Source organism: Acidovorax sp. BL-A-41-H1, from assembly GCF_051942715.1.
Window position 1 is genome coordinate 893,046 of record NZ_JBPVJQ010000006.1, and the last position, 25,832, is coordinate 918,877.

General features: G+C 66.7%; 24 protein-coding genes and 1 tRNA gene. 18 read left to right on the plus strand and 7 right to left on the minus strand.

Annotated features, from left to right (window positions below; genetic code table 11):
* Positions 1–28: 28 nt before the first annotated feature.
* The 3 genes from ACTPOI_RS17345 to ACTPOI_RS17355 all read left to right on the plus strand — a co-directional run bounded on the left by ACTPOI_RS17345 (position 29) and on the right by ACTPOI_RS17355 (position 2,338).
* A complete protein-coding gene (locus ACTPOI_RS17345) occupies positions 29–1,006 on the plus strand; it encodes an acetyl-CoA carboxylase carboxyltransferase subunit alpha (RefSeq protein ID WP_069103187.1) in 978 nt (325 codons plus the stop codon).
* 78 nt (positions 1,007–1,084) lie between these two features.
* A complete protein-coding gene (gene tilS, locus ACTPOI_RS17350) occupies positions 1,085–2,050 on the plus strand; it encodes a tRNA lysidine(34) synthetase TilS (protein WP_440111026.1) in 966 nt (321 codons plus the stop codon).
* A 195-nt stretch (positions 2,051–2,245) separates the two neighbouring features.
* Positions 2,246–2,338: transfer RNA gene (locus ACTPOI_RS17355), tRNA-Ser, on the plus strand.
* 149 nt (positions 2,339–2,487) lie between these two features.
* On the opposite strand, the gene ACTPOI_RS17360 is transcribed toward ACTPOI_RS17355, so the two are convergent.
* The 3 genes from ACTPOI_RS17360 to ACTPOI_RS17370 are packed head-to-tail and all read right to left on the minus strand — an operon-like array spanning position 2,488 to position 5,080.
* Entirely contained in the window at positions 2,488–2,913 is a 426-nt protein-coding gene (locus ACTPOI_RS17360; RefSeq protein ID WP_440111028.1) for an RNA-binding S4 domain-containing protein, read from the minus strand.
* Positions 2,910–4,382, minus strand: coding sequence for a sensor histidine kinase (locus ACTPOI_RS17365; RefSeq protein ID WP_440111030.1), 1,473 nt, complete (start codon positions 4,380–4,382; stop codon positions 2,910–2,912). Before ACTPOI_RS17365 ends, ACTPOI_RS17360 begins: the two co-directional genes overlap by 4 nt.
* Positions 4,379–5,080, minus strand: coding sequence for a response regulator (locus ACTPOI_RS17370; RefSeq protein WP_440111032.1), 702 nt, complete (start codon positions 5,078–5,080; stop codon positions 4,379–4,381). The genes ACTPOI_RS17365 and ACTPOI_RS17370 overlap by 4 nt, the downstream gene beginning before the upstream one ends.
* 115 nt (positions 5,081–5,195) lie before the next feature.
* Here ACTPOI_RS17370 and ACTPOI_RS17375 point away from each other — a divergent pair, with 115 nt between their 5' ends.
* The 12 genes from ACTPOI_RS17375 (at position 5,196) to ACTPOI_RS17430 (ending at position 18,793) form a co-directional block, all read left to right on the plus strand.
* Positions 5,196–6,155: a Bug family tripartite tricarboxylate transporter substrate binding protein gene (locus ACTPOI_RS17375; RefSeq protein WP_440111034.1), complete on the plus strand. Its 960-nt coding sequence runs from the start codon at positions 5,196–5,198 to the stop codon at positions 6,153–6,155.
* 83 nt (positions 6,156–6,238) lie between these two features.
* Complete coding sequence (locus ACTPOI_RS17380) at positions 6,239–6,757, plus strand: tripartite tricarboxylate transporter TctB family protein (protein ID WP_440111036.1); 519 nt, start codon at positions 6,239–6,241, stop codon at positions 6,755–6,757.
* Positions 6,758–6,769: 12 nt separating this feature from the next.
* The gene (locus tag ACTPOI_RS17385; RefSeq protein WP_440111038.1) at positions 6,770–8,278 is read left to right on the plus strand and encodes a tripartite tricarboxylate transporter permease; all 1,509 of its coding nucleotides are present in this window, start codon (positions 6,770–6,772) and stop codon (positions 8,276–8,278) included.
* 208 nt (positions 8,279–8,486) lie between these two features.
* Positions 8,487–9,167, plus strand: a complete 681-nt coding sequence (locus tag ACTPOI_RS17390) for a DUF2325 domain-containing protein (RefSeq protein WP_440111040.1) — start codon at positions 8,487–8,489, stop codon at positions 9,165–9,167.
* A gap of 171 nt (positions 9,168–9,338) precedes the next feature.
* Positions 9,339–10,850, plus strand: coding sequence for a sigma-54 interaction domain-containing protein (locus ACTPOI_RS17395; protein ID WP_440111042.1), 1,512 nt, complete (start codon positions 9,339–9,341; stop codon positions 10,848–10,850).
* Between the two features lie 150 nt (positions 10,851–11,000).
* Positions 11,001–12,197 (plus strand): substrate-binding domain-containing protein, encoded by a 1,197-nt coding sequence (locus ACTPOI_RS17400; RefSeq protein ID WP_300460953.1) that lies wholly within the window; start codon positions 11,001–11,003, stop codon positions 12,195–12,197.
* Between the two features lie 178 nt (positions 12,198–12,375).
* Positions 12,376–13,857, plus strand: coding sequence for an extracellular catalytic domain type 2 short-chain-length polyhydroxyalkanoate depolymerase (locus ACTPOI_RS17405; protein ID WP_440111044.1), 1,482 nt, complete (start codon positions 12,376–12,378; stop codon positions 13,855–13,857).
* A 183-nt stretch (positions 13,858–14,040) separates the two neighbouring features.
* A complete protein-coding gene (locus ACTPOI_RS17410) occupies positions 14,041–14,826 on the plus strand; it encodes an ABC transporter ATP-binding protein (RefSeq protein WP_440111046.1) in 786 nt (261 codons plus the stop codon).
* Complete coding sequence (locus tag ACTPOI_RS17415; protein ID WP_440111048.1) at positions 14,823–15,569, plus strand: ABC transporter ATP-binding protein; 747 nt, start codon at positions 14,823–14,825, stop codon at positions 15,567–15,569. The genes ACTPOI_RS17410 and ACTPOI_RS17415 overlap by 4 nt, the downstream gene beginning before the upstream one ends.
* A gap of 85 nt (positions 15,570–15,654) precedes the next feature.
* Positions 15,655–16,644: a branched-chain amino acid ABC transporter permease gene (locus ACTPOI_RS17420; protein ID WP_440111050.1), complete on the plus strand. Its 990-nt coding sequence runs from the start codon at positions 15,655–15,657 to the stop codon at positions 16,642–16,644.
* Positions 16,645–16,780: 136 nt separating this feature from the next.
* Positions 16,781–17,863, plus strand: a complete 1,083-nt coding sequence (locus ACTPOI_RS17425) for a branched-chain amino acid ABC transporter permease (RefSeq protein ID WP_440111052.1) — start codon at positions 16,781–16,783, stop codon at positions 17,861–17,863.
* Positions 17,864–17,914: 51 nt separating this feature from the next.
* On the plus strand, positions 17,915–18,793 hold the full coding sequence (locus ACTPOI_RS17430) for an alpha/beta fold hydrolase (RefSeq protein ID WP_440111054.1): 879 nt from the start codon (positions 17,915–17,917) through the stop codon (positions 18,791–18,793).
* A 133-nt stretch (positions 18,794–18,926) separates the two neighbouring features.
* On the opposite strand, the gene ACTPOI_RS17435 is transcribed toward ACTPOI_RS17430, so the two are convergent.
* Positions 18,927–19,244, minus strand: a complete 318-nt coding sequence (locus ACTPOI_RS17435) for a hypothetical protein (protein ID WP_440111056.1) — start codon at positions 19,242–19,244, stop codon at positions 18,927–18,929.
* Positions 19,231–19,737 carry a hypothetical protein gene (locus ACTPOI_RS17440; RefSeq protein ID WP_440111058.1) on the minus strand — a complete coding sequence of 169 codons (507 nt, stop codon included), beginning with the start codon at positions 19,735–19,737 and terminating at the stop codon, positions 19,231–19,233. Before ACTPOI_RS17440 ends, ACTPOI_RS17435 begins: the two co-directional genes overlap by 14 nt.
* Positions 19,738–19,987: 250 nt before the next feature.
* Here ACTPOI_RS17440 and ACTPOI_RS17445 point away from each other — a divergent pair, with 250 nt between their 5' ends.
* The 3 genes from ACTPOI_RS17445 to ACTPOI_RS17455 all read left to right on the plus strand — a co-directional run bounded on the left by ACTPOI_RS17445 (position 19,988) and on the right by ACTPOI_RS17455 (position 23,362).
* Complete coding sequence (locus tag ACTPOI_RS17445; RefSeq protein WP_440111059.1) at positions 19,988–20,686, plus strand: SDR family NAD(P)-dependent oxidoreductase; 699 nt, start codon at positions 19,988–19,990, stop codon at positions 20,684–20,686.
* A gap of 112 nt (positions 20,687–20,798) precedes the next feature.
* Positions 20,799–22,187, plus strand: a complete 1,389-nt coding sequence (locus ACTPOI_RS17450; RefSeq protein ID WP_440111061.1) for a DUF1800 domain-containing protein — start codon at positions 20,799–20,801, stop codon at positions 22,185–22,187.
* Positions 22,188–22,192: 5 nt separating this feature from the next.
* Positions 22,193–23,362, plus strand: a complete 1,170-nt coding sequence (locus tag ACTPOI_RS17455) for a DUF1501 domain-containing protein (RefSeq protein WP_440111063.1) — start codon at positions 22,193–22,195, stop codon at positions 23,360–23,362.
* A 39-nt stretch (positions 23,363–23,401) separates the two neighbouring features.
* Here the strand turns inward: ACTPOI_RS17455 and ACTPOI_RS17460 are convergent, their stop codons facing one another.
* Positions 23,402–24,874, minus strand: a complete 1,473-nt coding sequence (locus ACTPOI_RS17460; protein ID WP_440111065.1) for an aldehyde dehydrogenase (NADP(+)) — start codon at positions 24,872–24,874, stop codon at positions 23,402–23,404.
* Between the two features lie 124 nt (positions 24,875–24,998).
* Positions 24,999–25,763, minus strand: coding sequence for a FadR/GntR family transcriptional regulator (locus tag ACTPOI_RS17465; protein ID WP_440111067.1), 765 nt, complete (start codon positions 25,761–25,763; stop codon positions 24,999–25,001).
* Between the last annotated feature and the right edge of the window lie 69 nt (positions 25,764–25,832).

The window sequence follows — 25,832 nt, forward strand, 5'->3', positions numbered from 1 at the left end:
CAGCGGCGCGATCCCAAGGAGAAAAACGTTGGCGAAAAAGACATTTCTGGATTTCGAGCAGCCCATTGCCGAACTGGAATCCAAGATTGAAGAACTGCGCTACGTGCAGACCGAAAGCGCTGTCGACATCTCGGAAGAGATCGACCAGCTCAGCAAGAAGAGCCAGCAGCTCACCAAGGACATCTACAGCGAGCTGAGCCCCTGGCAGATCACCAAGATCGCCCGCCACCCCGAGCGCCCTTACACGCTCGACTACGTGCGCGACATCTTCACCGACTTTGTCGAGCTGCACGGCGACCGGCACTACGCCGATGACTTGTCCATCGTGGGCGGTCTGGCCCGCTTCAACGGCCACGCCTGCATGGTGCTGGGCCACCAGAAAGGGCGCGACACCAAGGAGCGCGCCATGCGCAACTTTGGCATGAGCAAGCCCGAGGGCTACCGCAAGGCCCTGCGCCTGATGAAGACGGCCGAGAAGTTCAAGCTGCCCGTGTTCACGTTTGTCGACACGCCCGGCGCATACCCCGGTATCGACGCAGAAGAGCGCGGCCAGTCCGAGGCCATTGGCCGCAACATCTTCGAGATGGCGCAGCTGGAAGTGCCCATCATCACGACCATCATTGGCGAGGGCGGCTCGGGTGGCGCGCTGGCGATCAGCGTGGCAGACCAGGTGGTGATGCTGCAATACGCCATCTACTCCGTCATCAGCCCCGAGGGCTGTGCGTCTATCCTCTGGAAGACCAGCGACAAGGCCCAGGAAGCGGCCGATGCGCTGGGCATTACAGCCCACCGCTTGAAGGCACTCGGTCTGGTCGACAAGATCGTGAGCGAGCCAGTGGGCGGCGCCCACCGCGACCACAAGCAGATGGCCGCGTTTCTCAAGCGCGCCCTGGGCGATGCGTTCCGCCAGGTGGCTGACCTGAAAACCAAGGACCTGCTGGACCGCCGCTACGAGCGTCTGCAGAGCTACGGCCGCTTCAGCGATACCAAGGCGGACAGCCGTTGACCGGGTTGTCCTGCCAGGCCATCCTGTCTGCTGACGGCCCTTCGGGGCCGTTGTGCGTTATGGGGCGCGGGGCAGGGCATGGCACAACGGTTTGAGGTCGCCATCGAGGGTTTTGCGCCGACCCTGCCGCTGGCGGTAGGGCTGAGCGGCGGGGCGGATTCGACCGCGCTTGCCGTGGCCTGCGCGCGCCGATGGCCCGGGCAGGTGCGTGCCATTCATGTGCACCATGGCCTGCAGGCAGCGGCAGATGGGTTTGCCCAGCACTGCGAGACGCTGTGCAGCATGCTGGGCGTGCCGCTCACGGTTTGCAGGGTGGATGCGACCGCGGCACCGGGCCAGAGCCCGGAAGATGCTGCGCGAAGGGCAAGATATGAGGCTTTTGACGCCGTAGTGCTTGCTGCAAAAGGTGATATTGCTATCAAATCAATAGCGATTGCGCAGCATGCCGACGACCAGGCCGAAACCCTGCTGCTGGCCCTTTCGCGCGGTGCCGGCGTGGCAGGGCTGGCGGCCATGCCCGCCCGGTGGGAGCGCGGAGCTGTGGCGTGGCACCGGCCTTTGCTGCAGGTGCCCGGTGCCGACGTGCGCCGCTGGCTGCGCGAGCAGGGCATTGCCTGGGTGGAAGACCCCACCAACAGAGACACCCGCTTTACGCGCAACCGCATCCGGGCCCAGCTTCTGCCGGCCGTCGAGGCCGTGTTCCCGGCGTTTCGCGAGACGTTTGCGCGCACGGCGGCCAACGCGTGGCAGGCAGCGGAGCTGCTGGCGGAAATCGCGCAGGAAGACCTTGCCCGGGTCGGTTTGCGCCCGGCCCTCGCGCAGTTGCAGCAACTGAGCCGTGCCCGCCAGGCCAACGCGCTGCGCCACTGGCTGCGCCATCACCATCAGACCACGCCATCTGCAGCCCAGTTGGCCGAGCTGCTGGACCAGATCGCCGCATGCACAACGCGGGGCCACCACATCCATCTCAAGGTGGGGCGCGGCTTCATCGTGCGGTCGGGCCTGCTCCTCGATTGGTACGACGCCGGGGCTGTGGTGCCCTGAACGCACAAAGCGAAGATGGCATCGATGTCCAGATCATCCCGACCTTGAAAATCAATAACTCGGTGGTGACTGACGAGAAGGATGTGGAAGTCGCCGTGCGCAGTCTGCACAAGGCTTCCGAGCGGCACCAGGAAGTGGCCCGAACCGCCTTTCCCCGTCTAAAGCGCCCATGAAATGAGGCATAATGGAGGGATTGGAAACGTGACCGAGTGGCCGAAGGTGCTCCCCTGCTAAGGGAGTATGGGGTGTAGAGCCTCATCGAGGGTTCGAATCCCTCCGTTTCCGCCAAGATAAAGCCCAAGTGATCTGATCACTTGGGCTTTTTTCTTGGGCGGATGGGTGTCGAGCGTCTCGTAAGTACCGTGCGCGGCAGGTCAGGCATGCATTCGACCGCTGCCACAAGACGTACAGCGCATCGGGGTGCAGGTTTCAAGCGTTCATTCGTCCAGCGACGCGCTCCACCGGTCTCCCCAGCCCTGCGCTCCGGCGCGTTCGATGTCGCGGCGGTTGCGTTTGGTGGGGCGGCCCTGGCTGAGCGCGGCTGCGGGCTCGGGGGCCAGGCGGCGCAGTTCGGCCGCTTTCTCGCGGGTCTGGATGCTCTCGGCGGTTTCTTCGTAGAGCTGCTGGGCCACAGGGGCAGGGCCCCGTGCGGCGCTCAGGCCGCGAACCAGCACCGTGCGGGCCACAGGCCCCTGGCGCAGGGCTACGGTATCGCCGCAGCGCAGGTCGCGTGCGGGCTTGGCCGCCTGCCCGTTGACCGTGACACGGCCCTTGGTGATCTCGTCGGTGGCCAGGCTGCGCGTCTTGTAAAAGCGTGCGCACCACAGCCACTTGTCCAGCCGCATCGACTCCATCGTGTTCATGCGCCCGATTGTCCTGCGCCGGTGCTGGCGCGGCTGTCAGCGTGGGGCAAAACCCCTGGTAGGCGCACGACTGCGTCGAGACCCTGGACGATGGCGCCGCCGTCATAGCGGTTGGTGAGTGCAATGGTGCCTTGCACCGCCTGGACGATCTCCTGGCAGATGGCCAGGCCCAGGCCGCTGCCGGTGCGCACGTCGCCTGCGGAGAAGGGCTGAAACAGCCGCGCGGCCAGTTCGTCGTCAATGCCCGGGCCGCGGTCGCTGATGGTGAGCGTGACCACGTTGCCCTGCATGCGCAGATCCACGGTGAGTTCGCTGCCGGGCGGGGCATGGCGGATCGCGTTGTGCAGCAGGTTGCGGCACAGCTCGCGCAGCATCCATTCGTGGGCCTGCACGGGAGCGGGCTCGGTATGGATGCCGAAGTCGAGGTCGCGCTGCGCCACCAGCGGCGAGATGTCGAGCGCCACGGCCCGCAGGATCTCGTCCAGCCGCGACAGGGGCGGCTCGCGTTGCTGGCGCAGCTGCTCGACCTTGGCCAGCGCCAGCATCTGGTTGGCCAGCTGCGTGGCGCGGTCCACTGTGTCGCCGATTTCGCGCAGTGCCTGCACGGGCTCCACATCGCCGCGCAACGCAGATTGCACCTGCGTCTTGAGCACGGCCAGCGGCGTGCGCAGCTGGTGCGATGCGTCGCGCACAAAGCGCTTCTGGTGGCGCAGCAGGTGCCGCAGCCGCTGCATGACCTGGTTGGTGGCGTCGATCAGCGGCTGCAGTTCGCGCGGGGCCGACGGGGCAGCGATGGGGCTCAAGTCGCCTTCGCGCCGCGCCTGCAACTGGTGGCTGAGCTGGCGCACGGGGTTGGTGGCGCGCTGCACCACCAGCACGACCGTGAAGGCCACCACGGCGATCAGCAGGGCCTGGCGCAGCAGGGTGTTCCACAGGATCTGCAGCGCCAGCGTTTCGCGCACCTCCAGGGTCTCGGCCACCTGCACGACTGCCATGGTGCGGCCCTCGGCACTGGCCACCGGTTGCAGCAGCACGGCCACGCGCACGTTGCGTTCGCGAAAGCGGTCGTCGTAGAAGTCGACCAGGGCTGCATACGGCGGGCGCGCGGGGATGGTGCCGGTCCAGAACGGCAGTTCTTCAAACCCGGAAACCAGCTCGCCGCGCAGGGTGGACACCCGGTAGAACATGTGGCTCTGGTTGTCAGCCTCAAAGGCTTCCAGGGCCGAGTAGGGCACGGTGGCACGCAGTTGCGCTGCGGCGTCGTAGCCTGTCACGTCCAGCTGCTCGCTGATGCTCTTGGCCGATGCGAGCAGCGTGCGGTCGTACGCGGTGTTGAGCGACGTCAGCGTCTGCTGGTACAGGCTGAAGGTGTTGAAGGCAATGAAAAGCGCCACAGGCACAAGGATGCCCACCAGCAGCCGACGCCTGAGCGAGTGGTGGCGCGCGCGGCTGGGCTGTGCAGTGCTCATGCCTCGTCGGTCCGCAGCAGGTAGCCCAGCCCGCGCAGGGTCATCAGCGTGAGCCCGGTGCCCGCCAGCTTCTTGCGCAGGCGGTACACCACCACCTCGATGGCTTCGTATTGCACATCCAGCTGTCCCGGGAACACGAGTTCATACAGGCGCTCCTTGGCCACGGCATGCCCGGGTTGGGCCAGCAGTGCATGCATCAGCGCAAGCTCGCGCGGAGTGAGCTCCATCACCTCGCCGTGGCGGTACAGCGCGCCGCTTTCCTTGTCGTACCGGATGGCGCCCATCTGCACCGTGCCGGGCGCTGTGCCACTCCCGCCTGTGGGGTCGGCACTGCGCCGCACCAGGGCGCGCAGGCGTGCCTCCAGCTCGTCCAGGTCGAAAGGCTTGGGCAGGTAGTCGTCCGCACCCGCGTTGAGGCCGATGACGCGGTCGCCCACAGTGCCGCGCGCGGTGAGGATCAGCACCGGTGTGCGCAGGCCCTTGGCGCGCGCCTGCTGCAGCACCTGCAGGCCGTCCAGCCCGGGCAGGGTGAGGTCCAGCACCACGGCGTCGGGCTGGCGTGCAATCCATTGGCTGAGTGCGGTGCGGCCGTCGCCCGTGGCGGTCACTTCCATGCCGCGGCGCGTGAGGGCGCGGTGCAGCGTGGCCTGCATGGTGGGGTCGTCCTCGACGAGAAGCAGTTGCATGCGCGGCACCATAGCACTGTCCTGCCGGGCCCCCTGCATGAGTGTTTTCCCTGAGTCTGCGGACAGCCGTTTGACAGGCGGCTCGCGCATCATCGACTGGTTCGGAAACCTCAAAAGGAGACAACCCATGCGTCGCGATATGTTTCTCAAGTCACTGGCTGCCCTGGCGGCCGCTGGTGCCCTGCCGGTGTCTGCGCAGACTGCGTCTGCTATCAAGATGATGATTCCCGCCAACCCGGGCGGCGGCTGGGACTCCACCGGCCGCGCGCTGGGCAAGGCCATGCAGGATGCCGGTGCTGCGGCCACCGTCACCTATGACAACAAGGGCGGTGCAGCGGGCGCCATCGGCCTGGCGCAGTTCGTCAATGCCAGCAAGGGCGACCCGAATGCCCTGATGGTGATGGGCGCCGTGATGCTGGGCGGCATCATCACCGGCAAGCCACCGGTGGGCCTGGACAAGGTCACGCCACTCGCACGCCTGACCAGCGAATACAACGTATTCGTGCTGCCTGCCAATTCGCCTTTCAAGACCATGAAGGACGTGATCGACCAGCTGCGCAAGGACCCTGGCAGCGTGAAGTGGGGTGGCGGCTCGCGTGGCTCTACCGAACACATTGCCGCCGCCATGATTGCGCGTGACGTGGGCGTGGACCCGGCCAAGATCAACTATGTGGCCTTCCGTGGGGGCGGCGAAGCCACCGCGGCCATCCTGGGCGGCAACGTCACGGTGGGCGGCAGCGGCTACAGCGAGTTTGCCGAATACATCTCGACCGGCAAGATGCGCCCGATCGGTGTGACATCGGCCACACGCCTGAAGGGCGTGAACGTGCCGACGCTGAAGGAGCAGGGCATCAACGTGGAGATCGGCAACTGGCGCGGCGTGTACGGCGCGCCTGGCATCACTGCCGAGCAGCGCAAGGCACTCATCGACGCGCTGGCCAAGACCTACAAGAGCAAGGCCTGGCAGGACGCCATGGAGAAGAACGGCTGGACACCCGCCTGGATGGCAGGCGATGAATTCGCGAACTTCGTGGATTCCGAGTTCGCGAGCATGCGCGCCACGATGGCCAAGTCCGGAATGATCTGATCTGAGGCAATGCATGGCGCGCCGCCGCAGCCTCTGCGGTTGCTGGTAGCGCCGCCATGCGCGGACAGTGCGAAAGAAAAAACATGACACAACAACACTCATCGCGCTCCACGCCCCTGCAGACCCTCATCGGGGTGGGGCTTGTGCTGCTGGCGCTGGCCATGGCCTGGGGTGCCAGTTCGGTCAGCTCGGAAGCGGGCTACGGCGGCGTAGGCCCCAACTTTTTTCCGTGGGTGGTCAGCATTGCGTTGCTGATCTGCGGCGTGCTGTGCGTGGCGCACGCGCTGACGGGCGGCTTTCGCGATCTGGAAGAGGGCTCTGGCGACGTGCGCGCCCACTGGAAAGGCTTCATCTGGGTGACGGCCGGGCTGCTGCTCAATGCGATGCTCATCACCACGCTCGGCTTCATCCTGAGCTGCGCCCTGTGCTTTGTGCTGTCGGTGCGCGGCTTCAAGAGCGCCGAAGGCGAACTCGACCTGCGCCTGCAGGCCTGGATCAAGGATTCCCTCATCGGCTTTGCAGTGGCTGCGCCGGTGTACTGGATGTTCACGCAATTGCTGGCCATCAACCTGCCCGGCCTTACCAACACAGGGTGGCTGTAAGGCCTACCAGACATGGAAACGTTAAATCTCCTCATGCAGGGTTTTGCCACTGCGGCAACACCCATCAACCTCATGTGGGCCTTTGTGGGCTGCATGATCGGCACGGCCGTGGGCGTGCTGCCCGGCATTGGCCCGGCCGTGGCCGTGGCCATGCTGCTGCCCATCACGGTCAAGGTCGAAGCCACAGCTTCGATGATCTTCTTTGCCGGCATCTACTACGGTGCGATGTACGGCGGCTCCACCACGTCCATCCTGCTGAACACACCCGGTGAGGCGGGCTCCATGGTGACCGCCATGGAGGGCAACAAGATGGCCAAGAACGGCCGCGCCGGTGCCGCGCTGGCCACGGCCGCCATTGGCTCGTTTGTCGCGGGCACGATTGCTACCGTGCTGGTCACGTTCTTTGCCCCCCTGGTGGCCGAATACGCCGTGCGCCTGGGCCCGCCTGAATACTTCCTGCTGATGGTGCTGGCCTTCACTACGGTGAGCGCCGTGCTGGGCAAGAGCACGCTGCGCGGCATGGTGGCGCTGTTTGTCGGCCTGGCGATGGGGCTTATCGGCATTGACCAGATCACGGGCCAGGCGCGCTACACCGGTGGCGTGCCCGAGTTCATGGACGGCATCGAGGTGGTGCTGATTGCCGTGGGCCTGTTCGCGGTGGGCGAGGCGCTATACAACGTGATGTACGAAGGCCGTTCTGACGAAACCCAGAACCGGCTGACCAGCACGCACATGACCAAAGACGAGTGGAAGCGCTCCTGGCCCGCGTGGCTGCGCGCAACCGCCATTGGTTTCCCGTTTGGCACCATCCCTGCGGGCGGCAGCGAGATCCCGACCTTCCTGAGCTATGCGGCCGAGAAAAAGCTGAGCAAGAACAAGGAAGAGTTTGGCACCACGGGGGCCATCGAAGGCGTGGCGGGCCCCGAGGCGGCCAACAACGCGGCCATCACGGCCACGCTGATACCGCTGCTCACGCTGGGCATTCCCACGTCCAACACCACCGCCATTCTTCTGGGGGCGTTCCAGAACTACGGCATCCAGCCCGGCCCGCAGCTGTTTGACACCAACGGTGCACTGGTGTGGGCGCTGATCGCGTCGATGTACATCGGCAACGTGATGCTGCTCATCCTGAACCTGCCGCTGGTGGGCCTGTGGGTGAAGCTGCTGAACATCCCCAAGTCATACCTGTACGCGGGCATTCTGGTGTTCTCCACGCTGGGTGTGTACGGCATGCGCCAAAGTGCTTTCGACCTGGTGCTGCTGTATGCGATTGGCCTGCTGGGGGTGGTGATGCGCCGCTTTGACTTTCCGGCTGCGCCGGTGGTGGTAGGCATGATCCTGGGCCCGCTGGCCGAAGCGCAGATGCGCAATGCCGTGGCCATCGGTGAAGGCAAGTGGACGATCTTCCTGGAGCGCCCAGGCTCGATCACGCTGATCGTGATCATCCTGACCGTGCTCATCCTGCCGCGCCTGTTGCGCCGCTGGGCCGCCAGGCGCATGGCCATGGCGGTGGCGGGCTGACACTCTCCGGTACGCCCTTGCCTGCAAAAAACCGCGCCCCAGGGCGCGGTTTTTTTTGGCTCGCACAACCCGACGGCAACTGCATCGCAGGCTGCGATGTGCAGGCTTCGCACCAAAGCTGCTGGGCCCTGGCGCCCCCACCAGGAGGCCTGTTCATCGGGGGCGATGCTACCATAGAATACGAATGGTTCTTATTTAACGGAGCGGTATGCAGTCACTTTCCCATGAGTTTCTGGTGCTCAGCCGCCAGTTGGGCCAGGCGCAATTGCGTTGCAGCGCAGCGCTTGCGGCGCAGGCCGCACAGGTTGACGCGCTACAAGCCGAAGTCGTGCGCCTGCGTGCTGCGGTCATGGTGCGGGAGACGCGGCTTGCCATGGCGCAGGAGGCGCTGGCCGAGCTCGAGACCATTGCACCGGGCCTGCCGCGACGCGGCGTGCTAGCGCGCCAGGTGGCGGCCATGGCCGAGCGCATCGCGGCCCTGTCGCGCGAGCGTTTGGGCTGGCGGCAAAACGTTCCAGAGCCGGCCACTGCAAACAACACGGCAGCGGCGCAGGACATGATCCCGGTGCTGCGCGTAGCGCCGGGCCACAGCGCAATTGCCCGGTCGCTAGAGGCGGATACAGGGCTGGCCGCAGCCAGCCTCGTGATTTGCCAGACCGGCTGCATCAGCCACGACGACTACTGGCGGGTGCAGGACCATTGCCGTCGCACCGGCAAGGCCTGCGTTCTGGTGGGGCACAGCCTGGCGTCGCTGCAGGTCCAGATGCTGGAATCCCTGGCATCGCCGCCAGCACCACAAGGGCTCTCCGGTGCAGAGCCACCGGTCGATCGGCTGCACCCGGCCGATCCAGACGCCAGTGAAAGCAGTTTTCAGACGAAAACGGCTTGAAGTCCAGGCGTTGATTGCCTATGATGCTATAATTAATGTAGCATTTCTAGGGGGCTGTCTTTGGGTTGCACCGGCGCCTTGCGACCGCTTGCGCCTGGCGTTCGCAGCCTCTTCTGCAGACCAGCCACGCCGGTCCGGCCGGCCCCTGTAGCGCCGCGCTACCATCCCCGCATGCCCCTGACCGTTGACCAAGACCCCGCGCTGCCGCTGGATGCCCAAGGCATTCTGGAGCTGGCCGCGCGGTCCATGTTCCAGCTGTTTTCCAGCGTCAGCCAGGGCATGTTCCTGGTGGACCGCAGCGGGCGCATCGTGTGGGTCAACGAGGGCTACCAGCGGTTTTTGCCTGACCTCGGCTTTTCGTCTGTCGACCAGTTCGTGGGCCGCACGGTGGAGGAGGTCATCCCCAACACCCAGATGCGCAAGGTGCTGGAGACCGGCCAGCCGGTGCTGATCGACCTGCTGACCAACAAGGCGGGCACCTTTGTGGTCAGCCGCATCCCGCTGCGCGACGATGCGGACCGCGTGATCGGCGCCATCGGCATCGTGCTGTTTGACCACCCCGAGACCACGCTGCAACCTTTGATTAGCAAGTTTGCGCTGCTGCAGCGCGACCTGGACGACGCGCGGCGCGAGCTGGCCAGCCAGCGCAACCGCTCGCTCACCACGGCGGGCGACGGGCAGCGCCGGGCCAAGTACACGTTTGCCAGCTTTGTGGGCTCCAGCCCCGCCGCGGCCGAGGTCAAGCGCCAGGCGCGGCGGGCGGCGCAGTCGAGCAGCCCCGTGCTGCTGCTGGGTGAAACCGGCACCGGCAAGGAGCTGCTGGCGCACGCGATTCACGCGGCATCGAGCCGCGCCGCAGGGCCGTTTGTGAGCGTCAACATCGCCGCCATTCCCGATACGCTGCTGGAGGCCGAGTTCTTTGGCGTAGCCCCCGGTGCCTATACCGGCGCCGATCGCAAGGGGCGCGACGGCAAGTTCAAGCTCGCCGACGGCGGCACGCTGTTCCTCGATGAAATCGGCGACATGCCGCAAAGCCTGCAGGCCAAGTTGCTGCGCGCCCTGCAAGAGGGTGAGATCGAACCGCTGGGCAGCAACAAGCTGGTGCCGTTCAACGTGCGCATCCTGGCGGCCACGTCGCGCGACCTGGCCACGCTGGTGCGCGAGGGCAAGTTCCGCGAAGACCTTTTCTATCGCCTGCATGTGCTGCCCGTGCGCGTGCCGCCGCTGCGCGTGCGCCGCACCGACATCCCTGCGCTGGTAGAGGCACTGGGCGAAGACCTGGCCCTCCGCAACGGCACGCCCCCGCCCGAACTCCTGCCCGACGCGATGGCCCTGCTGGCCGGCCAGCCGTGGCGCGGCAACATCCGCGAACTGCGCAACGTGCTGGAGCAGGCGGTGATGCGGTCGGACTCGCAATCCATCGATGCTGCCCAGCTCGAACGCGTGTTGCGCGAGGCCGGCGTGGAGCCCGCGGCCCCCGCGCCGGTGCAGGATGCGGCGCCACTGGCCGAGGCCGACGATGAAAGCCTGCTGCTGCGCCCTTTGGCCGAGCAGGTGGCCGAGCTGGAACGCCGCGCCATTGCGGCTGCACTCAAGGCCCATGGCGGCAACAAGCTGGCCACCGCGCGGCAACTGGGCATTTCGCGGGCGACGCTTTACGGACGTCTGGAAAACCCTGAGTAAATTTCAGGCAATTGTATTTATTTCGGACATTTTGATTGTCTGAATTAAAGACATTGGGTTGATGGGTGGCGTGGCAAAGCCTTACAAATCAACGGCTTGCGTGCTGGCATGGACTGTGCAATGTTCAGGCATCACAACAGGAGACATCGCATGCACCGCCGCACCCTTATCGCACTGGCCTCTGCCGCCGTTACCGCCGCCACTTTGTCTGCGCCTGCGTTCGCGCAGTCTTCCGGCGAAATCCGCATCGCCCACGTCTACAGCAAGACCGGCCCGCTGGAAGCTTACGGCAAGCAGACCCAGACTGGCCTGATGATGGGCCTGAGCTATGCGACGGGCGGCAGCATGACCGTCAACGGCAAGAAGCTGGTCGTGATCGAGAAGGACGACCAGGGCAAGCCTGACCTGGGCAAGAGCCTGCTGGCCACGGCCTACTCGGACGACAAGGCCGACATCGCCGTGGGCCCCACCTCGTCGGGCGTGGCGCTGGCCATGCTGCCTGTGGCTGAGGAATACAAGAAGATCCTGCTGGTCGAGCCCGCTGTGGCCGACTCCATCACTGGCGACAAGTGGAACAAGTACATCTTCCGCACCGGCCGCAACAGCAGCCAGGACGCCATCAGCAACGCCGTGGCGGTCGACAAGGAAGGCGTGACCATTGCCACGCTTGCACAGGACAACGCCTTCGGTCGCGATGGCGTCAAGGCCTTCAAGGACGCCGTGAAGAAAGCCAAGGTCGCGCACGAGGAATACCTGCCTGCCGCCACCACCGACTTCACCGCCGGTGCCCAGCGCCTGATCGACAAGCTCAAGGACCAGCCCGGCCGCAAGGTCATCTGGATCGTGTGGGCCGGCGCGGGCAACCCGTTCAAGATTGCCGACATGGACCTCAAGCGCTACGGCATCGAGATCTCTACCGGCGGCAACATCCTGCCGGCCATGGCGGCCTACAAGAACTTCCCCGGCATGGAAGGCGCCACGTACTACTACTTCGGCATCCCCAAGAACCCTGTGAACGAAGCCCTGGTGGCTGCGCATTACAAGGAGTTCAAGACGCCGCCAGACTTCTTCACCGCGGGCGGCTTCAGCTCGGCCATGGCGCTGGTCACAGCCCTCAAGGCCACCGGTGGCGACACCAACACCAACAAGCTCATCAAGACCATGGAAGGCATGAGTTTTGACACGCCCAAGGGCAAGATGACCTTCCGCAAAGAAGACCACCAGGCCATGCAGAGCATGTACCACTTCAAGATCAAGGTGGACCCGGCCTTTGCCTGGGGCGTGCCCGAGCTGGTGCGCGAGATCAAGCCTGAAGAAATGAACGTGCCGATCCGCAACAACCGCTGATCCGGCGCTTTTCAGCGCGTTAGCGAGGCCCGGCGGGGCAGGGCATGCGTGCCCTGACCGCCGGGGTTCATCCCCGCAGGGGCGGCCGCCCCTTTTTCTATCCCGTTGAAAGCATGAACCCCCGGATGACACGAGGGGATGGTCGGTTTCGTTCCCCCCACATCAGGAGACAGACAACATGGCTATTTCATTCGTCCGGGCGGCCTTGCATGCCGCCAGCGCAACGCTGGCAATTTTCGGGGCAGGCGCAGCCACTGCTGCCGTCAACCTGCCCGCGCTCAAGATCGACAAGACGCAGACCACCGTGTCGGGCCTCTCGTCAGGTGGCTTCATGGCCGTGCAGCTGCACGTGGCGTATTCGGCCACGTTTGCCAAGGGCGCGGGCGTGGTCGCAGGTGGGCCTTTTTACTGTGCCGAGGGTTCGGTGGTGAACGCCACCGGGCGCTGCATGGCCAGCCCCACGGGCATACCCACCAGCACGCTGGTCAGCACCACCAACACCTGGGCCAGCCAGGGCACCATCGACCCGGTGGCCAACCTGCAGAACTCGCGCGTGTACCTGTTCTCGGGCACCCTCGACAGCGTGGTCAAGACCGGGGTAATGGACGCGCTGCGCACCTACTACGGCAGCTTTGTGCCCGCGGCCAATGTGGTCTACAAAAAGGACATTGCAGCCGAACACGCCATGGTGACCGACGACTACGGCAACGCCTGCGCCACCAAGGGCGCGCCCTACATCAGCAACTGCGGCTTTGACCTGGCAGGCGCCATGCTGCAGCACCTGTACGGCCCGCTCAATGCTCGCAACACCGCGGCGCTGCCTGCCGGCAATTTCATCGAGTTCAACCAGAGTGAATTCATCAGCGGCCACGGTATGGCCACCACCGGTTGGGCGTATGTGCCGCAGGCCTGCCAGGCCGGTGGCAGCTCCAGCTGCAAGGTGCATGTGGCCCTGCATGGCTGCAAGCAGAACGTGAGTGATGTGCAGCAGCAGTACGTGAAGAGCACCGGCTACAACCGCTGGGCCGACACCAACAACATCGTCGTGCTGTACCCGCAGACCAGCACTGCCGCCACCAACAGCTGCTGGGACTGGTGGGGCTACGACAGCGCCAACTATTCCAAAAAGACCGGCCCGCAGATGGCCGCCATCAAGGCGATGGTGGACCGTGTTTCCAGCGGCGGCGACACCACCAACCCGCCCGCGGCGCTGCCGGCGCCCACGGGCCTGTCAACGAGTGCAGCCACGGCCAGCAGCATGGGCCTGGCATGGAGCGCCGTGGCGGGCGCGGCCAGTTACAACGTCTATCGCAATGGCAACAAGGCCAATGCATTGCCGGTAAACGCCACCAGCTACACCGACACCAGCCTCACCCCCTCCACCACCTACAGCTGGACGGTGCGCGCTGCCGACGCCAACGGGGCCGAGGGGGCCGCATCCGCTGCCGCATCGGGCACAACGCTGGCGGCTGCGGGCGGCGGCACGGGCACCTGCACCACGGCCAGCAATTACGCCCACACGCTGGCGGGCCGCGCGTACGCCTACCTGGGCTTTGCCTACGCACTGGGCTCCAACCAGGGCATGGGCTGGTGGAACGTGTTCACCACATCCACCCTCAAGCAGACGGGGCCCGGCTACTACGTCGTGGGCACATGTTGAATATGTACAACCCCCTGAGTCGCTTCGCGCCTTCCCCCTTCTCTCGAATGGCCACGCCATTCGGGAAGGTGGACACCGCCAGCGCGGCGGGGCGGCCCTTGCGCGGCGGTCGCTGGCCTCGGCCCCGCCAGTTGCGAGCGCTTCGAACCTAACGATGACCACCGTGAAAGTGAACCACCACCCATGAGCACCTTGGCCACCAGGGACTTGACCATCCGCTTCGGCGGCCACGTGGCGGTCAATGCCGTGACCTGCGCTTTCGAGCCCGGCACGCTGACCGCCATCGTGGGCCCCAACGGCGCGGGCAAGACCACGTACTTCAACCTCATCTCCGGGCAGCTCAAGGCCAGCAGCGGCAGCGTGACGCTGGGCGGGCAAGAGCTGACGGGCCAGTCGGTATCGGCGCGCACGCACGCCGGGCTGGGCCGCGCGTTCCAGCTCACCAACCTGTTCCCCAACCTCACGGTGCTGGAGAACGTGCGCCTGGCCGTGCAGGCCACCCGTGATGGCAAGCACCGCCACGGGTTGAACCTGTGGAGCATCTGGAGCGACCACCGCGCGCTCACCACGCGGGCCGAAGAGATCCTGGACACCGTGGCCATGCACGAGCGACGCGACACCCCTGTGGCCAGTCTGCCGCACGGCGACCAGCGCAAGCTCGAAGTGGCGTTGCTCATGGCGCTGGAGCCGCAGGTCTACATGTTTGACGAACCCACCGCTGGCATGAGCCACGACGAGGCCCCCGTGATCCTGAACCTGATCCGCGAGCTGAAGAAAGACAAGACCAAGATCATCCTGCTGGTGGAGCACAAGATGGACGTGGTGCGTGAGCTGGCCGACCGCATCATCGTGCTGACCAACGGCACCCTGGTGGCCGACGGCCTGCCGGCCGAAGTCATCGCATCGCCCGTGGTGCAGGAAGCCTACCTGGGTGTCTCCAAGGAACCCGGCAAGGAGACCGCCGCATGACCGCCCGCACCACCACCACGACGCCCAACCTGCTCGAACTCAAGGGCGTGCATACGCACATCGGCGCGTACCACATCCTGCATGGCGTCGATCTGGCCGTGCCCAAGGGCCAACTCACCATGCTGCTGGGCCGCAACGGCGCGGGCAAGACGACCACGCTGCGCACCATCATGGGCCTGTGGCATGCGTCGCAGGGCAGCGTGCACTTTGCCGGCAAGGACATCACCGCGATGAACACGCCGCAGATTGCCGGCATGAACATCGCCTACGTGCCTGAAAACATGGGCATCTTTGCCGACCTCACGGTGAAAGAAAACATGCTGCTGGCCGCCCGCGGCGCGCGCAATGCTGCGCAGATGGACGAGGCCCGGCTGCAGTGGATCTTCCGGCTCTTCCCGGCCGTGGAGAAGTTCTGGAACCACCCGGCCGGCAAGCTCAGCGGCGGCCAAAAACAGATGGTGGCCGTGAGCCGCGCCATCGTGGAGCCGCGCGACCTGCTCATCGTGGACGAGCCCAGCAAGGGCCTGGCACCGGCCATCATCAACAACATGATCGAGGCGTTTGACCAGCTCAAAAAGAGCGGCGTCACGATTTTGCTGGTCGAGCAGAACATCAACTTCGCCAAACGCCTGGGCGACACCGTGGCCGTGATGGACAACGGCAAGGTGGTGCACGCGGGCAGCATGGCCGCGCTGGCCGAAGACGAAGCACTGCAGCGGTCGCTGCTGGGGTTGGCACTATGAATTTCAAGCCTTTTCGGGCCCAGGCCCAGGTATCAATTGCCCCCATTGCTATTAAAAATGTAGCTAAATGCCTGGAGGCCCGGACATGACCAGCGCCGCGCGTGACTTCGACTGGAAACCGCTGGCACTGGTGCCAGCGCTGGCGCTGGTGGTGCTGCCCTTCGTGGGCTCGCCCAGCACCTGGCTCACGCTCACGGTGGCCGGGCTGGCCATGGGCATGATCATCTTCATCATCGCCTCGGGCCTCACGCTCGTGTTCGGCCTGATGGACGTGCTCAACTTCGGCCATGGTGTGTTCATTGCGCTGGGCGCTTTCGTGGCCACCAGCGTGCTGGGCGCCATGGGCGACTACACGCAAAGCGCCGACCTGTGGCGCAACCTGATGGCGGTGCTGCCCGCCATGGTGGTCGCCATGGCCGTGGCGGGTGCCGTGGGGCTGGCGTTCGAGCGCTTCATCGTGCGGCCGGTGTACGGCCAGCACCTCAAGCAAATCCTCATCACCATGGGCGGCATGATCATTGGCGAGGAACTCATCAAGGTCATCTGGGGCCCGGCGCAGATCCCGCTGCCGTTGCCTGAAGCCATGCGTGGCTCGCTGCTCATCGGCGACGCCGCCATCGAGAAATACCGCCTGGTGGCGGTGGCCGTGGGCCTGGTGGTGTTTGGCGTGCTCGCCTGGGTTCTCTCGCGCACCAAGGTAGGCCTGCTGATCCGCGCCGGCGTGCAGGACCGCGAAATGGTGGAAAGCCTGGGTTACCGCATCCGCCGCCTGTTTGTGGGCGTGTTCGTGGTGGGCTCGGCCCTCGCCGGGCTGGGCGGTGTGATGTGGGGCCTGTACCAGCAGAACGTGATTCCGCAGATGGGTGCGCAGGTCAACGTGCTGATCTTCATCGTGATCATCATCGGCGGGCTGGGCAGCACCGGCGGCGCCCTCATCGGCGCGCTGCTGGTGGGGCTCATGGCCAACTACACCGGCTTTCTGGCCCCCAAGGTGGCGCTGTTTTCCAACATTGCGCTGATGGTGGCCATCCTGCTGTGGCGTCCGCAGGGCGTCTATCCGGTCGCGAACAGATGAAACACCCCCTGAGTCGCTTCGCGCCTTCCCCCTGGAAGGGGGACGCCGCCCGTACTGCGGGGCGGCCCTTGCACGGCGGCCGCTGGCCAGGTGCATGCCTGTGCGAGCGCATTGAAGCAAATGCCGAAAGGTTGACATGATGAACAGACTTCTCTCCGGTGACTACCCCCGCAGCAAAGTGCTGGCGGCCATCCTGCTGGCCATCCTGCTCGGGCTGGCGTTCGCGCCCTTCCTGTTCCCGGGTGTCAAGGCGCTCAATGTGGCTGCCAAGGTGCTGATCTTTGTGGTTCTGGTGGCCAGCTTTGACCTGCTGCTGGGCTACACCGGCATCGTGAGCTTTGCGCACACCATGTTCTTTGGCATCGGTGCGTATGGCATTGCCGTGGCCACCACGCGCCTGGGGCCCACCTGGACGGCACTGGGTGTGGGTCTGGGCGGCGCACTGGTGCTGTCGCTGTTGCTGTCGCTGGCGGTGGGGCTGTTTTCGCTGCGGGTGCGGGCCATCTTCTTCGCCATGATCACGCTGGCGGTGGCTGCCGCGTTCCAGACGCTGGCCTCGCAGCTGTCGGACATCACGGGCGGCGAAGACGGGCTGACCTTCAAGCTGCCGCAGTTGCTGTCACCCAGCTTCGAGCCGTTTGAAGAGCCCTTCCTGGGGGTGACCATCGACGGTCGGCTCATCTCGTACTACCTGCTGTTCGTGACGGCCGTGGTGCTGGTACTGGCCCTGCTGCGCATCGTGAATTCGCCCTTTGGGCGCGTGCTGCAGGCCATCCGCGAAAACGAGTTCCGTGCCGAGGCCATCGGCTACCGGGTGGTGGTCTACCGCACCACCTCCAGCGTGCTGTCGGCGCTGTTTGCCACGGTGGCGGGCGCCATGCTGGCGCTATGGCTGCGCTACAACGGGCCGGACACATCGCTCAGCTTCGAGATCATGATGGACTGCCTGCTCATCGTGGTGATCGGGGGCATGGGCACCATCTATGGCTCGGCCATCGGCGCCGTGCTGTTCCTGGTGGCGCAAAGCTATCTGCAGGATTTGCTGCGCATGGGCAGCGAGGCGGCTTCGAGCCTGCCCTGGCTGTCGGCCCTGCTGTCGCCCGACCGCTGGCTGCTGTGGCTCGGCGTGCTGTTTGTGCTGTCGGTGTATTACTTTCCGACCGGGGTGGTGGGCCGCCTGCGCGCAGCGGCGGCGCAGCACACCCGGGCAGCGCGCTGACCCGCGCTCGCGCCTTTCGTTTCCTTCTGCTTTTACGTCCCAAGGTGCCCCATGAGCCCCACCTCACGCTACGCCACCTGCGCCGGCTATGAAATCCATTACACCGAATGGGGCGCAGCCGACGCGCCGGTCGTCATTGCCTGGCACGGACTGGCACGCACCGGCCGCGACATGGACGAGCTGGCAGCCCACCTGGCGCCGCGCTACCGCGTGATCTGCCCCGACACCCTGGGCCGCGGCCTCAGCCAGTGGGCGCGCGATCCGGGGCAGGAATACCAGCTGGCTTTCTACGCGCGCATTGCGGCCGACCTGTTTGACCAGCTGGGCATCGAGCACGCGCACTGGGTGGGCACATCCATGGGCGGCGCCATCGGCACCGTGTGCGCTGCCGGGTTGGCCGAGCCGCGCCTCAAAGGCCGCATCCGTAGCCTGGTGCTCAACGACAACGCGCCACAACTCGCCAGCGTGGCCATTGACCGCATCAAGGCCTACGCTGGCACCCCGCCTGCGTTTGACACGGTGGTCGAGCTGGAGGCGTTTTTCCGTCAGGTGTACCAGCCCTATGGCTGGCTCAGCGACGCGCAATGGCGCCGCCTGACGGAAACCTCCACCCGCCGCCTGCCCGACGGGCGCGTGACGCCGCACTACGACCCGGCCATGGTGCAGCAGTTCACCCACCACGCCGACGATTACCTGATCTGGGAGCACTACGACGCGCTGGATGTGCCGGTGCTGTGCCTGCGCGGGGTGGACTCTGACCTGGTGCTGCGCGAAACCACCGCCGAGATGCTCACGCGCGGCCCCGGTGCCCGCGGCCTGGTCCGCGTGGTGGAGGTGCCCGGCTGCGGCCATGCGCCGGCCTTGAACGTGCCCGAGCACTTTGAGCTGGTGGAAAGTGCCTGGGCTGCGCTGGAGTGTGCGGCAGCTTGAGCGGCAAGAATTTTTGTACGCAGCCTGCAAGATTTGCCTGATGCGCCTGCATGCCCTGATCCGGCGTTGGACCGGCCCTCAGGAAGCGCTGAGCGCAATGCGCGGTTTCGGGTTACCTCCTCAGCCCGATGGATCAGCCACCGGCCGACGGGTGTTGCAGGTGGTGGGTGATGCCGTGGTCGCCTTCCTCGCGCCGCCGCAGTTCGCCGGTGCGCACGGTGGGGTACGTCGACTCCTCCACGCGCTCCACCGGCTGGCCGTTTTCCAGGCGGAAAGCAGTGGAGGGCGCGTGCGACCACACGATGCCGCCGATGGCGTCCTCGCCCACTGACACAGTGACCTGCTCCACCGCCACCGCGTGGCCCGGGCTGTTGCGTGCCGTGAACCGCTCGGCTAATCCAGGTTGAGCGTCCCCGGTAATGCCCCTGTCCACAGGATCATCGTGTGGCATTGCCAGTGCTGCTGTTGGGCGTGGAGTTGGGCGAACCCGATGTAGCGTCGCTGGCCGCAGGGGCGGAGGTGCCACCGTTGGTGGAGGCCCCCGTGCCGGTCGTGCCCGTGGCGCCCGATGTGCCGGCGCTGCTGCCCGCGCCCGTGGCGCCCGAACCAGTCCCCGCGCCTGTCGTGCTGTTCGGAATGCCGCCCGTTGTGCGACCCATGGAGCCGGTGGAGTCCGTCGACCCCGACATGCCTGCAGCGCCCGAGCCGCTCGTGCCGGCCGCGCCGGTCGTACCGCCCATGGACGACGAGCTGGTAGAACCGGTACCTGTGCCCGTACTCGTTCCGCCATACGACGACGAACCGGTGCCGGAGCTGGTGGGGGTCGGTGGCTTGTCTGTGCGGTCACATGCGGTAAGCGCAACGGCGGCCAGCGCAATCAGCGGGGCAGCCAGCAGGGTGCGACCGCGGGGCAAGGGTTGGCGTCGGATGGTGGTGAAAAGCATGGTGTTTTCCTATTCAGGTGATGCAGCCAAAAGGGGCGGCGGAAGCCGATGCTAAAAATCGCGCCGTCAGCCCTGGGTAGGACGCCATCGACAGCACAGTTCCTTACGATCGACACAACCATTGCTTTCACGGCACCATCGCGTCATTCGCCGGTGCGCCGCCCCGCATTGCGATCACCGGCGCCCCCCGCCGTGGACGTACCGCTGAATGCGCAGACGTTACCCGGGTCATCGTCATTCCAAGGAAGCCATGCAATCCCTGCCCAACTCCTACCGCGCGCTGGTCATCGGCGCGACGGGCGCCATCGGCGCTGCCATGCTGGCGCACCTGCGCGCAGACCCCCGCTGCGGCGAGGCGCTGGGCCTGGGCCGCAGTACCACGCCCGCCATCGATTTCGATGACGAGGCCAGCGTGGCCCGCGCCGCGGCGCAGGTGGGCGCCGGCGGGCCGCTGCACCTGGTCATCAACGCGGCGGGCATGCTGCACGGGCCGCAGGGCCTGCCCGAAAAGCGCCTGGGCCAGCTCCACTACGCGCAGATGGAGGCCACGTTTCGCACCAACACCTTTGGCCCGGCGCTGGTGCTGGCGCACTTTGCACCGCTGCTCGCGCGCCGCGAGCGCAGCGTGCTGGCCGTGCTGTCGGCCAAGGTGGGCAGCATTGGCGACAACCGGCTGGGCGGCTGGTACAGCTACCGGGCTTCCAAGGCCGCGCTCAACATGCTGCTCAAGACGGCATCGATCGAAGTGGCCCGCACGCACCCCCAGGCGGTGCTGGTGGCGCTGCACCCCGGTACCGTTACGTCTGCGCTGTCGGCGCCGTTCAACGGCGCAGAGATTGGCCGCGACGCGGCGCAAGCCGCCGCCGACATGCTGGGCGTGCTCGACGGCCTGGGCGTGGAGCAGACAGGCAGCTTTCATGCGTACAACGGCCAGAACCTGCCCTGGTAACCCCGGTACGCCGTGCTGATGCACCCAAGGGACGGCAGGCTTTACCAGTGCGATACACGCCAGCCAAGCCGGGTACACACCGCGCGCATCCGGGCCGGCCAGAATTCACCCCATGCGCACTTCAGCCCACGCACCGTCGATTGCCCTGAACCGTTTTGGACTGGGGGCGCGCCCCGGTGACCCGGTGCCTGACGACCCGGGCCGCTGGGTACTGGCCCAGCTGGACGCCTACGAGACGCTGCCAGCGCCCCTACAGACCCTGGCGCGCACTCCGGATCTGGTCGAGGTGTGGCTGACCCAGCAGCGCGCCGTGCGGCAGGCGCCCGAGGGCGAGCGTGCAGGCATCCGCGAGGCCTATCTGCGGCGCGGGCGGGACGAATACCTGGCCGCAGTGGGCGCACGCATGGACCAGGCGCTGCAGACGCGCACCCCCTTTGTCGAGCGGCTGGTGCATTTCTGGGCCAACCACTTTGCGGTGTCGGTCGACAAGGTGCTGATCGTGGCCATGGCGGGCAGCCTTGAGGCCGACGCGATCCGGCCGAACGTGCTGGGGCGCTTTGAAGACCTGTTGCTGGCGGCCGTGCGGCACCCGGCCATGCTGCTGTACCTGGACCAGGCCCAGTCGATAGGGCCGCAGAGCCCCGCCGGGCGCAGGGCAGACAGCCGCGATACGCAGCGCCAGCGCGGCCTCAATGAAAACCTGGCCCGCGAGATTCTGGAGCTGCACACACTCGGCGTGCGCAGCGGCTACAGCCAGGCCGACGTGACCGAGTTTGCGCGGGCCCTGACTGGCTGGACGCTGCCGGGTGACAGCGAGCGCGGCGCAGGCAATGCGGCGGGCGCCACGTTCCGGTTTGTGCCCGGTCTGCACGAGCCGGGCGCGCGCACCGTGCTGGGCCGCACCTATGCCGAGGGCGGCGAGCAGCAGGCGCTGGACATCCTGCATGACATCGCCACCAGCCCGGCCACGGCGCGGCACATTGCCACCAAGCTCGCGCGCCACTTTGTGGCCGATGATCCGCCGCCCGCGCTGGTACAGCGGCTGGCCGAGGTATTCGTGGGCACCGGTGGTGACCTCCGCGCGGTGTACCGGGCGCTGGCCACGGCGCCCGAGGCCTGGGAGGCCGCTCAGCCCAAGTTCAAGTCGCCGTGGGACTGGGGCGTGTCTTCGTTGCGCGCCCTGGGCCGCACGCATGTGCCGCCCGCGCAGGCCGCGGCGCTGATGAACCAGCTGGGCCAGCCGGTGTGGCGCCCCGGCTCGCCTGCCGGGTACGACGACCTCGCAGCCACCTGGGCTGCGCCCGATGCCCTGCTGCGCAGGGTGGAGGTGGCCCAGCGCCTTGCAGGTCAGGCCGGCGATGCGGTAGACGCCCGGGCTCTGGCCCCGCAGCTGCTGCCCGGCACGCTCACCCGCGCCACGGCCGATGCCATTGCCCGCGCAGAGAGCGGGCGCACGGCGCTGGCACTGATGCTGGTCTCGCCCGAATTCCTGAGGAGATAAGCACCATGACCCTGCATCGAAGAAGCTTCATGGGCGCGGCCGCCGTGCTGGCTGCGCCGCGCATGGTGTTTGCGCGGGCCGCTACGGCGCGCCGGTTTGTGTTTGTGGTGCAGCGTGGCGCCGCCGACGGGCTCAACACTGTGGTGCCGTATGCAGACCCGGCCTATGCAGACCTGCGCGGCGCACTGGCCATAGACCCTGCGAGCGCGTTGCGCCTGGATGGCACGTTTGCGCTGCATCCTGCGCTGGCGCAGCTACACCAGATGTACACCGCAGGGCAGGCCCAGCTCATCCACGCCGTGGCGTCGCCGTACCGCGAGCGGTCGCATTTCGATGCGCAGAACGTGCTGGAAACCGGCGCGAGCGTTCCGTACCAGCTCAAGGATGGCTGGCTGAACCGCCTGGTGCGCATGCTGCCCCCAGACGACAAGGCCGCCATCGCGTTTGCATCGGCAGTGCCCATGGCATTGCGCGGTACCGCACCGGTGGTCACCTACGCGCCGTCGAACCTGCCCGAGGCGGACGACGACCTCATGCAGCGCGTGGAGCAGCTGTATGCGCGCGATGCACAGCTGCACGGCCTGTGGTCATCGGCCCTGGATGCACGGGGCATGGCCGGCGGTGGCGGGCCTGGCAGCCGTGGCGAGCGCCGGCAGGACGGTGGGGCCCTGGGGCGCATGGCGGCAGGCTTCCTGGGCAAGGCGGATGGGCCGCGCATTGCCATGATCGAAACCAGTGGCTGGGATACGCACAGCGCGCAAAACGCACGGCTGGCCACCCAGCTCAAGGGGCTGGACGCGTTGATGGCGGGCCTGCGCGATGGGCTGGGCCCCGTGTGGGCCGACACGGTGGTGCTGGTGGCCACCGAGTTCGGCCGCACCGCGCGCGCCAATGGCACTGGCGGCACCGACCACGGCACGGGCGCTGCGGCCATGCTGGTGGGCGGGGCGGTGCAAGGTGGCCGCGTGGTGGCCGACTGGCCGGGCCTTGCCGCCGGACAACTGCTGGAGGGGCGCGACCTCAGGCCCACGCTGGCGCTGGATGTGCTGGTGGCCAGCACGTGCGCGCAGACCTTCGGGCTGGACCCGGGCCTTACCCTGCAGACGCTGTTTCCCTACGCATCCGCCAACTCGTCGGCTAACCCTTTGGTGTTTTCAGGGCTGGTCCGCGCCTGAAGCGCGCGGGCGCGGCCGATCAGCCGCCCCGAGCCCTCCTCAGCAAGGCTGCCCGGATCGCTCCAGCAGCCAGGCGGGCGCATCCTGCAGGCACACCGGGCGCAGAAAGCGGTGGAGCGCCGCGTCGCCTACCGACGTGGTCATGGGCGCCGTGCTGGCGGGCCAGGGGCCGCCGTGGTGCTGGGCGGCGGTCACGGCAACGCCGGTGGGGACCCCCGCAAACAGCACACGGCCGGCGATCTGCATCGCGGCGCGCACCAGCGCCCGGTGCTCGGCCGTGTCGTCGTCTGCACCCCAGATGGTTACGGTCAGGCTGCCCCCCACGCTGTTCAATACGTCCTGCACCTGGGCAAGGCTGGCGCAGCGCACGATCAGGCTGGCAGGGCCGAACACTTCGTCGCGCAGCGCGTGGGTGTCGATGAACCGCTGGGCGCTGACCTGCAGCAACTGCGGTCCGGGTGCCAGCCCCGCACCCCGGCCCTGTACCAAGGGTGTGGCGCCAGCGCCGACCAATGCCTGTACCCCGGCGTCAAAGGCTGTGCGCATGCCGGCGGTCAGCATGGGGTGCGGCTGCAGCTTGCCCAGCGCCTCTGCCAGCTGGGGCACAAAGGCCTCGGTCTCGGGGCCGTCCAGCAGCACCAGCAGGCCGGGGTTGGTGCAAAACTGTCCGCATCCGAGCGTGATGGACGCGGCCAGCGTGCTGGCCAGTTCGGCGCCGCGGGTGGCCAGTGCAGAGGGCAGGGCGACCAGCGGGTTGATGGAGCCCAGTTCACCGTAGAACGGGATAGGGCGTGCGCGTGCGTTGGCCTCGGCGTGCAGCGCAGCGCCGCCGCGGGTGGAGCCGGTGAACGCGCCGGCCGCGATCAGCGGGTGGCGGATGAGCTGCACGCCCACATCAATACCTGCGCCTTGCACCATGCCGATCAGCCCAGCAGGCAGGCCGAGCGCCTGGAGCGAGCGCTGGGCAATGGCAAACACCTGCCGCGACAGGGCAGGGTGACCGGGATGCGCCTTGACCACCACGGGGCAGCCGGCAGCAAGCGCCGATGCGGTGTCGCCCCCCAGCACCGAAAAGGCAAACGGGAAATTGCTGGCGGCAAACATGGCCACCGGGCCCAGCGGTATGCGGTGCAGCTGCATGGCCGGGTGGCCAGCGGGTGGGGCACCGGCCACGGCAGGGTCGTCTAGCACGGCGAATGGCTCTCCGCGCTGTGCGATGTCGGCAAAGCGGCGCAGCTGGAAGGTGGTGCGGTCGAGCTCGCCGTTCAGGCGAACCGGGCCGAGGGCGGTTTCCAGGTCGGCCAGCGCAACCAGGGATTCGCGCTCCGCTTCGAGGCCGTCGGCAAGTTGGCGCAGCAGCGTGGCGCGCTGTGCGCCGCTGCTGCGGGCCCAGTCGCCGAAGGCATGGTGCGCGGCCACCACGGCGGCGTCGATCTGGGTTGCGCTGGATGTGGCCAATGGCTCACCGAGGGATTCGCCCGTGCGGGCGTTGAAGGAAACGAGGTTGCTCATCGCTGGACGGTCCGTACAAAAACTGGGCTCTGGAGGAATTTCCAAGAACCCATCATGTTAACGGATGTCTGACAACCTACAGCGATTGGCCGTGTCCTGACGTGGCATGTCCTGGATGCCGAACTCAGGCGGCTGCGTCCACCGCCTGTGCCCTGCGTAGGCGTTCGCGGCTGTTCGCCAGGTGGGTGCGCATGGCTGCGCGGGCGGCCTCGGCATCGCGTTCGCGTATGGCGCGGTAGATGCTCTCGTGCTCATGGTGTACCCGCTCGAGGTAAGCCAGACGGCCCTCGGGCGCGTCGGCGGCGGTTTTCAGCCGGGTGCGGGGGATGATGACGGTCCCCAGATACGTCATGAGGTCGGCAAAGTGGCGGTTGCCCGTGGCGCGGGCCACTTCCATGTGGAACTGGAAGTCCGAGGGCACGGCATCCGAGTCGGCGCGGATGGCCGCCTCGAAAGAGGCCAGCGCCGCGGCCATGGCTGAGAGGCTGGCGTCATCGCGGCGCTGCGCAGCCAGGCTGGCGGCCTCGCTTTCCAGGCTGATGCGCAGCTCCAGCAGCGAAATGACGTCGGCGACCGTGGCGAAGTCTTCCGGTGCGATGCGAAAGGTGGGCGCCGGCTCAGCCTGCTGCGTGACGAACGTCCCGATGCCGTGCCGGGTGGCCACGCGGCCTGCTGCCTGCAGGTGCGAAATGGCCTCGCGCACCACGGTACGGCTCACGTCAAAGCGCTCCATCAGGGCGGCTTCCGTAGGCAGCTTGTCGCCGGGTGCGAGCCGGCCTTCGGCCATGTCGGCCTGCAGGGCCGAAACAATCTCGGGTACCAGACCGCGCGGGCGCCGCGGCCGCTCTGCCGTGGGAGCCGCATCACCTAGGGTTTTCACTGGGTTCATGGTTTTTTCCTTGACAGTCTTTGCACGTGTTTCCACAATCATGCCAAGTTGTCAGACAACGTACAACTG